The following is a 12,795-nucleotide window of genomic DNA, read 5'->3' as shown; positions in this document are numbered from 1 at the left end:
AGTTGCATCCGCGTCACGCAACACGATTTACCGGATCAGACCCCGCCGCGAAGGCCAATCCCACAAATTGATCACAACCGAATACGCGCCCTAGTAGTACTTCGTTAGGTCTGCCGATCTTGGCTGGTCGGGGGGCATGGTGGAGGGCATGAGGCTTGGGGAGGTGGAACGGCTTTAGGGCGAGTTATCGGAGTTCGTTGCCGATGTGTTCGCCTCACTTCCGCGGCGGGATCAGCGGCGGTGGAGTGGGTGTTATCTGCGGGGCCTGATGCTGGATGGCTGGCGGAAGTCGGTCCAGCCGATGGCCGGGCGGTTGCCGGACGGGAACATGCAGGCCCTGCAGCAGTTCGTGAATCCGTCGCCGTGGGATCTGCTGCCGGTGCGGCGGCGGATCGTCGAACGCCTGACGGAGGTGATCACACCGCAGGTGTGCGTGGTCGACGACGTGTCGTTTCCCAAGTGCGGGCGGGCGTCGGTGGCGGCGTCATGACCTCGCGGTTCGCCGTGCTCGGGGTCAGGCCGTCGGGCAAGGAAGCCCGCCGCACCGCCCAGGAACAGGGCGGAGGCCGCAGCCGGTGGGACGGAGTGCTGCCGCTGCGGGCCTTACTGGTCGAACAACCGGCAATGCCGCCGAACCGACGGGCCTGCTGCGGTGCTGGACCGGCACCTGCACCACCTGTGGCCGTCCGCTGCCCAGCACACGCGTCCAGCCCAGAAACAGACGACCGCAAACCTAACGAAGCACTACTAGGGAACGTCATCCAGTCGTCCATGGGACTGAGGGGCCTTGGTGTCTGTCCGGAGCGGGCCTCGAGGGTTACGCGTTATGGAAGAGAACGGAGGCGAGGGACAGCAGCCCTGCCTCTTGCCCCCGCTTCGCGCACTCCGGACTGTCCTCCGGACAACCTCTGGTTGCGATCACCCGGCCGCCTCCGCGGGCAGGCGGTACTCGGCGCTGGCCGACGGGATGCGCACGCCGGTGGCCCGCAGATGGCCGGTCCGGGTCTGGTAGGCCGCGCCGCGCATCAAATGCTCCGCCATCACCGCGGCCTCGCGGCGGCCGGGCGCTGCCAGGGCCGTGCCGGCGGTCCAGGCGTTGAACGCCCCCATCGCCGGGCCGCACCAGATCTGCCAGTCCCCCGCACGGTCGGGTGCTCCTGTGACGGCCCACCGGGAGGTCATACCGAGGTACCAGCGGAACACCATGGCCATGCGGTGCTTCGGGTCGCGCTCGGCCCGGGCCAGCCAGTCGGGGTGGTGCTCCTTGAGATAGGCGGCCGTGTCCTGCCACGTCCGGTCCAGCGACCGGCGCAGCACCCGCTCCTCCAGGCGCTGCCGTTCGGCGGCCGGCAGTTCGTCGAGGCCTCCGTGCTCGTGGTACAGCCGGTACAGGAGGCCGGCCCGGGCGGGGAACATTGTGCCGCGCCCCAGCACTTGGACCTGGATGCCCTGTTCGAACATGTCGGCGGCCGGTGCCATGACGCAGTCCGCGATCCCCGCCTGCGCCAGCAGCCGCTTGGCCGCCGCCGACGTGTCCGCCTCCACTGCGGCCTGGTTCACCGAGCCGGTGACCACGTAGTCGGCGCCCAGCGCGAAGGCCGCCGCCACGGCGTGCGGCGAGCCGATGCCACCCGCCGCCCCCAGGTGTACGGGCGGTACTCCGTCGCCGCACTCCCGCGCGACCCGCGCGCGCACCCGTGCCAGCGCGGGCAACAGCACGGCCAGCGGCCTGCGGTCCGTGTGGCCTCCCGAGTCGGATTCGACCGTGACGGCGTCGGCCATCGGCACCGCACGGGCCAGCCCGGCCTGCTCGGCGGTCACCCGGCCCTGGTCCCGCAGCACCCGGACCAGCGCCTCCGGCGCCGGCCGCAGGAACATCTCCGCCGTCTCCTCCCGGGAGACCTTCCCGATGACCACGTGCTCCGCGTGCACTCCGCCCGCCCGGTCGCGCCGCAGGCCGGTGAGGCGGTAGCGCACCAGCTCCGGCGTGAGCCGGACGAACGCCGACGCCTCCACGCACCGCACCCGGTGTCGCAGGCACAGGTCCACCACGATCCGTTCCAGGTGGGGCGCCGCGGGGCTGTGAATGAGGTTGCACGCGTACGGCCGGTCGCCGAGCTGCCGCGCCAGCTCGCCCAGCGCCGCGTCGATCCGCGCCTCCGGCAGCCCCGCCGCGCCGAACGCCGCGAGGATGCTGGCACGCGACAGGGCGGCCACCAGGCGCGTACCGGCGATGCCGCCGGCCATGGCGCCCGCCATGTACGGCAGGCGCAGGCCGTGCCGACGCAGGAAGCCGGGGGATCCGAGCCGTTCGGGCGGCATCGCCCCCGCGGTGGCCAGCGCCTCCGCTCCCCGCGGCGGCACATGGCACATGCCCACCCGGCCCCCGATGCGCACCAGGTGGCAGGGGGCCTCCAGCAACGACAGCACCCGGTACACGCCCTCGGGGTCACTGTGCACAGCGGTCGCCGTGGGCTCTGCTGTCCCAGCGGGCACTGCGGTCAGGCGGTCGTACGGTCCGTCAGGCACTGTCCTTCCCTTCCATCGGGCACCGCCCTCCGTCAGGCCTTCCCTTCCGTCACGCGTCAGGCCCTGTCCTTCCCTTCCGTCACACGCCGCCCTTCCGGCCTGCGAGCCGGTTTCCGAGGACGATGTTCCGCACGTGGTAGATCCGCAGGTCGTCGCGCCACACGCTGCCGTCCGCGCGGATCAGCAGCCGGTCCCGCTTCCGGGTCACCTTTCGGATGTGCACCTCACCGCGCACCTGCCGGTGCTCGCGCAGGATCTGCGCACCGTAGTTCCAGCTCAGCGGCTCGCCGGTGACGAGCCCGAGCTCCGGGTCCGGCAGGTCGCCGGTGAGCCCGGTGTGCAGGGCGAACGCCTGCACCTGCTGGAACAGCATCTGCACTCCGGCCGAGCCGGGCATCACGGGGTCACGGAAGAAGTGGTGGTGGAAGTACCAGTCGTCCGCGCGCACCGGCTTGGTGCACAGCACGTACCCCGCTCCGTGGTCACCACCGCCGGGCACCAGCACCAAGTCTTCCAGCAGTGCAAGTCGTCCGGTGCCCAGCCGTGCGTCGCCCCGCGCGTCCAGCCGGCGCAGCCCGGTCGGCGGCGTCCCCTGCCGGTCCAGCCACGGGGGGACACAACGGCCCTTGTCCATGCCCTGCTGAAGGTCCAGCACCCCCTGTGTGAAGTAGCCGTGCAGCGCCTCACCCTCGTAGAACGACCGGCCGCCCGTGCTCAGTTCGAAACGGTAGCGGTGCAGCGTGGCGCCCGGCAGGTCGGTGACCGACAGGACGGTGAGGCGCTGGGTGACGGTCGTGCCGCGGGGGTCGGCGTCGCGCAGCAGCGTCGCCTTTCCGTTGAGGTTGCGGCACACGTACGGCTCGTCGGGGTGCTGGAGCGCAACGCCCAGGGTCAGGGCGCTGAGCAGGCCCGCCGGCTGCAGCGAGATCTCCATCAGGGCCAGGGCCGGAACCGACCGCGTTCCGTTCTCCCTGCAGTACCACGGGTCGGGCGGCATGTCGTATTCGCTGACGCCGTACGCACCAGTCCTGTCCGCCGCCGTTCCCTGCCTGACTTCCACTCCACGGTCGATCATCAGGAAGTCGCCCCCGGGCAGGCGCGGGCGCACCGGGCACAGTTCGGTGCCGTACTGCCCGCTTGCGGCGCCCAGTTGCGCCACGTCTCCCTCGGAGGCGTGCGCCATGTGCATTTCGGTGGAGTACGCAGGGCTGCCGACGGAGGTCAGCCGGATGCCTGCGTTGTCGAAATGGAGCAGCGGTTCGTCCTCCGGCCTGCCGTACAGCGCCACGCCCACGTCCCGCAGCCGGGCCACCGTCTCCCCGTCCGCCGAGGTGACGTCCGCATCGGCGGTGACGAAGGGGCGGGGGACCCAGCCCGCGCGGCTGATCTCCACCCGCAGCCCCAGCGGCCCGTCCAGCGGCCCGAGCAGTTCTCCATGGGCTGTGCCGCCCGGCACGGGAACCGCGTGTGCTCCCGGCAGGCACAGGTGGACGCCCCGGTGGAAGAGGTAGACCCGCAGGACCTCGCTGACGGCCTCCAGCAAGAAGGGCCAGACGTCCCCGTCACCGGCCGGCAGGGTCGTGGCGGTCAGGAGGCCCTGCCTCCAGTGCCCGCCGCGTGGCGCGATCGAGGCCACCTCCTCCAGAAGCCGCTCGGGCCACGGTTCGGGCCGGAGCTCGGACGCCACGTGCTGCTGGCCGAAGGCACTGCCGAGGACAGCGGCCACGTCCCCGCGTACCAGCGCGTCGAGGTCGCCGGCTGTCAGCCGGTCGACGGACGTACGGGCCGGCGGCTTGAATTCCCGGGGGTAGCGGGGAACGCCGGGCCGGTCCGGCGGGCTGCTGTCCTCCGTACCGGCGGACACGGTCAGGAGTGTGCGGCCGCCGCCGTCGCGGACGTCGCAGCGTGCCGGGGCGTCGGCCCCGCCGGGGTGGCAGACGGGGCTCAGAGGCACCGGCCCGGAGGGCGGCAGCTCGTGCCATGTGACCTCCACGCGCCCGGAGGCCAGGGCCCCGGCCTCGCGCAGCCGCCGCACCGCCGTGCGCACGATGACGGCCGGTCCCCCGAGCCGGGCCCAGTCGGAGAGAGACGGGGTGAAGGCAGCGGTGCGGCCAGCAGACTTGGGTTCCGCGCTCCGGGCGGTGCCCGTCATCTTTGCCGACCACTCCGCCTTCAGGGTGTTCAGAGCGCGGCCGTAATCCGCGGCGCCAGGGACCTTCGGCGGCGGTGCGGGGCGCTGCGGTGCCTGCCGGGGTACTGTCGGCGCGAGGACGACCGGAGGAGATGCGGCATCAGGTGGCGCCTGCGGTGGTGCGGCGTACGGTGCGGGGGAGGAACCCAGGCGCCGCAGCTGCCAGGCGCTGATCGCGCGGTGCGCCTCCACGACGGCTGCGTGGGCCCGCTGCACCTGCTGCGCCATGCGTACTGCCAGGGCGCCCACATCCGCGACGTCGTTGCCATCCCGTACGGCCGGTACGGGCGGTACAGCTACCGGCATACCGGCGTGCGGATCTGCAGTTGCAGCGACGGGCTGAGCAGCCACGGGGCAGGGAGCGATGGGCTGGGTAGCCACGGGCCGGGTCACGTGGCCCACAGGGGTGCCTTCGAAGCCGAGTTCGTCCATGGCGGCCTCCTTCACCCGGTGCCCGTACGGCCGGCCGCCGCCTGGGAGGAACGGAAGGTGGCGAGCAGACGGCCCGCCTGGGCCTCGTTCACGTCCAGCATCCGCAGCTTGGTCCACTTCTGCAGGACCCGGCCGCCGGGCTCGCACGCGGTGACGGTGCAGTACGTGTCCAGCACGGACGCCTTGACGGCCTCGGCGACGACCACGAACGGCTCGTCGTCGGGCAGGGGCGCGTAGAGGTCGACGTGCTCGGCGCTCACCGGGATGCCGCCGCTGCCCTTGATCCGGTGGGTGATCAGCGCGGCTCCCTGCAGCAGGAGGTCGGAGAGCCCGGGGCTGAACAGCTGTCCGGCGTACGCCCCGGAGGCGAACTCCGGGTCGCGGAGCCGGGCGGACAGCACGAGCCGCTCCGCGTCCTCTTCGAGGACGTCGCGCAATCCGGCCAGGGACGGTCCGTTGAAGAGGGTCCGCTCGATGTAGCAGGGGTGAAGGGTGCCGGTGGGCTCGTATCGGGGGAGGTCGAGGTGCGGCGCTTCGGCGGGCTCCTCGGCACACACCACGAGCATCTCGAACCTCGTCCGGCCGTCCTGTCCGTCCACGTTGAGCATCCGCACCCGGACGGCGTCGGCTTGCTCGTCCGGCGCCATGTGGAAGCACACCGCCCGCGGGTGGTGGCCGTCGAGGTACAGGCCCCGGACGATGCGGATGTCCCGGCACCGAACGGCCGTCAGGCTGCCGCCCTGGGCGCGCTCCACGGTGTGCAGGACCGCTCCGAGTAGCCCGGTCATCGGCACCAGCGGATGGCCCGCCACGCGGTGGTCGTGCAACATCGGCTCGTCCTCCAGGCCCGTGAGCGAGCGGACGGCCGTCAGCCCCTCGGCGGGCAGGCCGTCGGACCTACGCAGCCAGGGGGCCGTGGGCCCCACCACGGTGACCTCGCCGGCCGGCTGCCCGGTCCCCATCAGGTCGCGGAAGTACGTTGTGCCGGCCTCGCGGGAGAGCACGGGGACGCCGGCCTGGGCGTACAGCCGGTGGACGGCCTCGGCCATGCCGCCCTCCCACGGCCCCCAGACGAGAGGTACCGCCCGCAGGGCCGGGTACGCCGCCTGCGTCGCGCAGACGTGGCGGATCATGCCCTCGTTGGCGAGGGCGTAGTCAGCCTGCCGTACGTTGCCCCACAGGCCCGCCACCGAAGCGAACACCACCAGATGCCGCAGCCGTTCGGGCCCGAGTGCGTCGAGCAGATGCTGCAGGCCGGAGAGTTTCGTCCCGATCACGGGTGCCGTGGACTCGGCCGTCATCTCGGCCAGTGGCCGGTCGCCCAGCACGCCGGCCGCGTGCAATACGCCCGTGATGCGGTCCGCGTGCGGCGCCAGCGCCGCACGCACGGCGGTGACGTCCTGAACGTCGGCGCTGACGTAGTCGGCCCGGACGCCGCGCGAGCGCAATGCCTCCAGCTCCGCCCGGACGCCGTCGTCCTCCTCGGGCCGGCGGCCCATGAGGACGTAGCCGCACCGGTGGTCCTCCGCCAGGGCTTCCAGGCACCACGCCGTGATGCCGCCGGCGCCGCCCGTGACCAGCAGGGTGTCGTCCTCGGTGAGACCGGCCGGCCCGCCGGGGGCGTGCGGCAGGAGCCGCTGCGGACGGTCCGACAGGGCCGGAGTACGCCGGTGCTGCCCGTCCCTGCCTACTTCCAGTACGTCGGTGGCGACGTCCGCGATCTCCTCCAGCAGCACCTCGCCCACCGCGTCCGGCGCCATGTCCGGGGCGAAGTCGAGCGCACGGCAGAAGACCGGGGCCATCTCCAGTGCGGCGGACTTGACCAGGCCCGCCAGCCCGCCGGCGAGGGCGGCCACGGGGTCGCCGCCGGAGCCCGCATACCCCAGGCACCCGTCGAGCTGCGTCACCGTGACGAACGCCGGCCGGCTGCCCGCCCGTGCGGCCTCCAGCAGCACCGTCCTCGCGCGCTTGGCGAACAGCAGCCCGTGCGTCAGCCTGTTGACCGCCTCGTCGGCGTTCGTGACGCGTGAGCGACTCAGCGGCAGCAGGCACAGGTCGATACGGCCGGCCTCGCCGAGGACCTCGGCGAGACGGTCGCGCAGCTCACCCTCCGACCAGCTGTCCAGCGGATGGCTGCCCCGATCGCCGGCGGGCACGCCGGGCACGGTCAGACGCCGCACGCTCCACCCGCGGCCGGCCAGGGCCCGTCCGAGGCCGGCGCACAACTCGCCGCCGTCGTCGAGCATCACGGCGCACGGTTGCTCGTCGTGGACGCCGGTGAGGACGTCCACGGGCGGCAGGGTCCGCAACGATACGTACGCCCGGCCGAGGGGCACGTCGCCGGAGTGCCGCAGGCCCGACCGCGGGGAGGTGAACAACTCCTTGAGCATCGTGCTCAGGTCGCCGACCGTACGGGCCTCGCTGAAGCGGAAGAGCTCCTCGCGCTTGATCACCGGATACCGGCGCCACACCTCCGCCCCGATCTCCACCTGCTTGAGGGAGTCGATGCCCAAGTCCTCTTGGATGTACATGTCCGGCTCGAGCATGCTGACGTCGTAGCCCGTCTTGTCCGCGACGATCTGGCGGACGACCTGCTCCGCCTCCTCCGGGTCGATGTCCGTGATGTCCTGGACGGGGGTGTCGAGCATCCTGTCGTCGGCCATCAGCGCGGCCAGGGCCGACCGGTCGTTCTCCTCCGGGCCGGTGCCGGTGCCGGGGCCGCCGTCCGGGCCAGGGCTACCGTTGGTGCCGGGCGTCCGGTGGGTGCCGGGCGATCCCTCGGCGGCGAGCGCCTGTCCCAGGGCATCCACGCCGTCCGCCCGGCCGTTCGCCATCGGCAGGGCCGGAGGTGCCGCCGAGGCCGTGCCTGTTCCGCTCAGCAGCTGGGCGACCACCTCGCCCGCCCGGGTGTGGGCCTCTCCCACGGCCAGGCTGTGCTCGGTGATCGCGCCCACCGTCGTGGCCAGGGCCGCATCGGGGCCGTGCCCGTTGCCCGTACGCGAGCGCAGCAGCTCCACCAGCTCCCGCTGGGTCGCCAGCTGACCGTCGAGGTAACGGACGTGGGCGGCGAGGTGGTCGGCCGCGGCCCGGGCCAGCGGGTCGGCCGCTGCTGAGGCGGCCGGCACGCTGCCGGCGGCAGGTACGAGCGCCCCGGTGACAGGCCGACCCCCCTGCTGTCGGAGCTGCTCCTGGCGGGCCTTGAGCGCGAAGTTCGGCCCCTCCAGCACCCTGGAGACCGCCGACGGGGCCGGTTGCTCGTCGGGCACCGGGGCGTCGTACCGGTTGATGTCGGCCACCGGCCGTCCCAGCACGGCCAGACACAGGGCCGCCTCCTTCAGCACGGCGGCGCTGTCGGGACCCTTCTCTCCCCCGTCGCACGGGACCGCCACCACCGCGTCGGCACCGAGCGTGCGCTCCACCAGGCGGGTCAGGGTGTTGCCGGGCCCGAACTCGACGAAGACCCCGAAGCCGTCGGCCTGCATCTGCCGCAGTTGTTCCATGAAGTCCACCGGCCGCAGCAGCTGTTGGGTCAACGTGAGCCGGTCCGCCTCCGGCCCCTGCCCGTAGCGCGCACCCGCCGCACCGGCGTACACGGGAACCCCGGGTGCGGCGAAGTCCACCCGCGCGCAGGCCTCGGCGAACGGGCGGACCGCGTGCCCGACGAGCGGGGTGTGGAACGCGGCGGCCACCGGCAGCCGCTTCGCCGGGACGCCCTGTTGCACACAGTGGGACACGAAGCGTTCGACGGCCTCGGTGGGGCCGCCCACGACCTGCTCGTCGGGCGCGTTGCGGTTGCACGCCGCCACTTCGGGGTGTGCGGCGAGCAGGCCGGCGACCGTCCCGTCCTCCGCCCGGACGACCGCCATCGCCCCCGGGTCCGACCCCGCCTCCGGCCGTTCCTCCATCGCCCGTCCCCTGGCCCGTGCCAGCGACCGGTACGCGTCGTCGCCCAGCACTCCGGCCGCCCACAGCGCCGTCAGCTCACCGAAGCTGTGCCCCAGCACACCGTCCGGAGCGAATCCCAGCTCCTGCAGAAAACGGTACTGGCCGGCCGCCAGGGCCCCGATCGCCGGCTGGGCGTAAGAGGTACGGTTCAGCCGCTCGCGGGCCGCGCGGGAGGTGTCCTCGTCGCCCGGGGGCGGGAACACCGTCCGGGCCAGCGTCTCGCCGGGCGGGAAGAGGGCATTGGCCTCGTCGAAGGCCTCCCGCAGAGGCGGAACCGCCAGCAGCGCCCGCAGCCCCATCTCCGGATACTGGTTGCCCTGCCCCGTGAACAGCGCAGCCACCTTCGTACCGGCCGGCAGCGCCTTACGGCGGTAGAGCACGCCCTGGGCCAGCCGCCACGACTCCTCGTCCGCACCGCCCGTGCGAAGCCTCTCGACCGCGGCTGCCAGCAGCCGCGCCCGGTGCTCCTCGTCCGCTGCGACGAACCCCAGACGGGCGTGGTCCGGCGGCACGCTGCCGTCCTCGGCCGGATCCGCACCGGCTTCGAGGAGGGAGAGCAGTCGCCCGGGCTCCGGGGCGTGCCACAGGCAGGCCCGCGGCACCAGGTGCAGCGCCCGCTCGTCCCGCCCGCCGCCGCGGTGTTCCTCGAGCACGGCGTGGTAGTTCACCCCGCCGAACCCGAAGGCGGACACGCCCGCACGCCGCACCGGGCGGCCGGGGTCGCGCACCCACGGCCGGGCGGTGGTGTTGACGTAGACGGCGCCGTCCGCGGTGACCACCGGCGCGGGTGACTCCACGTTGACTGTGGGTGGCAGCACCTTGTGGTGCAGAGCCAGCGCCGCTTTGATCATCCCTGCCGCGCCCGCCGCCGCCTTCGTATGACCCACCTGCGACTTGATGCTGCCCACGGCCACGTGCCGACTGTCATCGGCCACGCCCATCAGCTCGTTGAGCGCCGTGACCTCCACCTCGTCACCGGCGGGGGTGCCCGTGCCGTGCGCCTCCACCAGCTCCACCGAGTCCGGCGGGCAGCCGGCGTCGTCGTACGCACGCCGCAGCGCCACCGACTGGCCGTCCTTGCTGGGTGCGTAGATGCTCTTGGCCACGCCGTCGCTCGAACTCCCCAGCCCGCGCAGCACCGCGTAGACGCGGTCCCCGTCACGCTCGGCGTCGGCCAGCCTCTTGAGCGCCAGCATCCCGATGCCCTCGCCGATCAGCGTGCCGTCGGCTTCGGCGTCGAAGGGTCGCACCCGGCCGCTGAAGGACAGCGCCGGCGTCTTGCTGAAGCACATGAACGACACGATGGAGTTGTCCGCGTCGCACCCGCCAGTGATCATCAGGTCGGCGCGGCGGCTGACCAGCTCGTCGACCGCGGCCCGCACCGCCGCCAGCGAACTGGCGCACGCGGCGTCCACCGTGTGGTTGGCCGCCCGCAAGTCCAGGCGGTTGGCGATCCGCCCGGAGACGACGTTCCCCAGGATGCCCGGGAAGGAGTCCTCCGTCCACGACGGAAGTTCGTGCAGGTAGTCGCGCGCTGCCTGCTGCGCCTCCTCCTCTGCCACGCCGCGGGACCGCATCGCCTTGACCAGGAGGGGCGCGAGCAGCCGGGCCGCGAGCGGGATGAGGGTGGTGTTGGTGCCGCACACACCCAGCACCACACCCGTACGGCCCGGGTCGTACCAGTCGTCGCGACCGCAGGCGCCGTCGCTCAGCACCTCGCGCGCCACCATCAGGCTCAGCAACTGGACGAGCCCGGTGGAGTCGAGGGTCTTCGGGGGCATGCCGAACGACATCGGGTCGAACCGCACCGGGGTGAGGAAGCCGCCGCGCCGGCCGTAGGTCTTGTCGGGGGCGAAGGGGTCGGGGTCGTAGAAGTCCTCCAGATCCCACCAGGCGGAGGGCACTTCCTCGGTACAGTCGCGGCCCGCCACGATGTTGTCCCAGAACGCGCGGACGTCAGGGGCCTTGGGGAACATCCCGGCCAGCCCCACGATGGCCACTGGGTCCCGGGACAGGCTACGGTTGGATTCCTGCGGCATGGTGCGGTCCCCCTCTGCCCTCGGCAGCCCGTTCCGTACTACCGTCATACATGCTGCCCAGGCGTCGACACGAAGACACCGCCCTCACCCTCATGGGTGAAAACCAGGCCCACCCGTACGATTTCGGACCTCGCCTTCGAAAGCTCGTGGCAGGAAAGAGTGCCGGGAGTACGCCGGTACCGGCAGCCTTGCCGACCACGGCCCGGCGCCTCTTGGGGCCGGTGCAGCACCGGCAGAGCAGGGGCCGGGTGGCGCTCCCGCACACAGGAACGGCCTGAGTATCGGATGGGTGAATGTCCGGCCCGGTCCTGCTAGACGCACCCTGCCTGGAAAGCCCTCAGTACCAGGGGGAGTTAGCCGTGCCGCCTGAAGATGCCTGTCCTTCGCCACCGTAACGTCGCGCGAGCCGGATTCCTCTGCTTGACGGCGGGGGCTGCCTTCGGCGATGCGGCCATGGACCCGGCCCTGTCGACCTGTGAAGACGTGAAGTCCTGAAGAGGAGTGACGCGATGCCCGTCGTGGCGCTGGCATTGACCGCAGCACTTCTCCTGACCGACGTCGTCGCCCGCGCAGTCGTCCACCGGCACCACTTCAGTGAGAACGCACTACGCTGGCCCACCGGTGCGTTCCACTGGTGCGTAAGCGTGATCCGCGTCGGAGCAATCCTGGTCACAGGCGTCGCCGCGCCACTCGCCGAGCTCGTCGGCTTCCGTCTGGCAGCCGAACTCTCCGGCCTCAACCCGGTACCCGAGCTCGTCGGCTTCCACTCGCTGGCCGAGCTCGCCGCCCTGCACCCGGTACCGGTGCTGGACGAGCCCACCTTGCAGATCGCCGGAGCCGCACTGGCTGGTGCGAGCATCGTCGTGATCTTCGTCTGCCAGCACGCCATGGGGCCCTCCTTCCGTCTGACGGTCGACCCCGGTGAGCACCCCGCCCTGGTCACCACCGGCCCGTTCGGCCTGGTGCGCAACCCCGTTTACACCGCACTCACCACGATGACCGCCGCCCTCGCCCTGACCCTCCCCAATCTCTTGGCCCTGGCCGGCGCCGCCGCTATGCTCATCGGCAACGAACTCCAGGTCCGCCGCATCGAAGAGCCCTATCTCACCCGCATCCACGGCACCGCCTACCGGGAATACGCCGCACGAACCGGTCGTTTCCTGCCCTGCCTGGGTCGGCTGCGCTGAGAGGCCGTTCTCGCCCGATCGACCGTGCGATCGACACGGTGCCGGCGCCAGCTGACCATGGGGCGCCCTTCTCCGATGGCCTTCACACGCGGATGTAACAGGGAATACGTCTGATGTGACCAGGAAAACGACTGTACAAGGGCCTGCGGACACGTCCGAGCGGTCGGTCTTCAGACGCGTCGGACAGGCCCTGGAAGACTGATGAAGATCTTGCCGAGGGGCTGTCCGGCCGTCGGTCGGACAGCCCCGGGCCTATGTGGCAGCTGGCGTGATGTGCCAGGATCCTGCTTTGCGGGCGACCGTATCCGCGGCCCGCCGCTCACGCGGGCCAGAACCCAACACCTGCATCAGTCTTCCAGTGGCCCGCCGCACAGTTCCTTAGGCACTGTTTCTCGGATCTCCTGACGTAGGTGGGGTGTTGGCGTCAGGCTGGTGGTATGGGCCGTGGGGATTTAACGAATGCAGAGTGGGA

The 12,795-nt window shown here is 72.0% G+C and carries 4 protein-coding genes and 1 pseudogene; 2 read left to right on the top strand and 3 right to left on the bottom strand.

Annotated features, from left to right (window positions below):
- Window positions 1-205: 205 nt before the first annotated feature.
- A pseudogene (locus ACZ53N_RS34240) lies at window positions 206-487 on the top strand (transposase); the annotation flags it as partial.
- Window positions 488-918: 431 nt separating this feature from the next.
- Here ACZ53N_RS34240 and ACZ53N_RS34235 read toward each other — a convergent pair.
- From ACZ53N_RS34235 to ACZ53N_RS34225, 3 genes are all read right to left on the bottom strand, one after another.
- The gene (locus tag ACZ53N_RS34235) at window positions 919-2,460 is read right to left on the bottom strand and encodes a PfaD family polyunsaturated fatty acid/polyketide biosynthesis protein (RefSeq protein WP_469144694.1); all 1,542 of its coding nucleotides are present in this window, start codon (window positions 2,458-2,460) and stop codon (window positions 919-921) included.
- Window positions 2,461-2,608: 148 nt separating this feature from the next.
- The gene (locus ACZ53N_RS34230; RefSeq protein ID WP_469144693.1) at window positions 2,609-5,026 is read right to left on the bottom strand and encodes a hotdog family protein; all 2,418 of its coding nucleotides are present in this window, start codon (window positions 5,024-5,026) and stop codon (window positions 2,609-2,611) included.
- A gap of 137 nt (window positions 5,027-5,163) precedes the next feature.
- Window positions 5,164-11,136: an SDR family NAD(P)-dependent oxidoreductase gene (locus ACZ53N_RS34225; protein WP_469144692.1), complete on the bottom strand. Its 5,973-nt coding sequence runs from the start codon at window positions 11,134-11,136 to the stop codon at window positions 5,164-5,166.
- Window positions 11,137-11,645: 509 nt separating this feature from the next.
- Here ACZ53N_RS34225 and ACZ53N_RS34220 point away from each other — a divergent pair.
- On the top strand, window positions 11,646-12,323 hold the full coding sequence (locus ACZ53N_RS34220) for a methyltransferase family protein (RefSeq protein WP_469144691.1): 678 nt from the start codon (window positions 11,646-11,648) through the stop codon (window positions 12,321-12,323).
- Window positions 12,324-12,795 lie beyond the last annotated feature (472 nt).

Source organism: Streptomyces sp. NPDC033229, assembly GCF_055576875.1.
The sequence above is the reverse complement of the archived record's forward strand: the minus strand, read 5'-3'. Positions and strand labels throughout refer to the sequence as shown.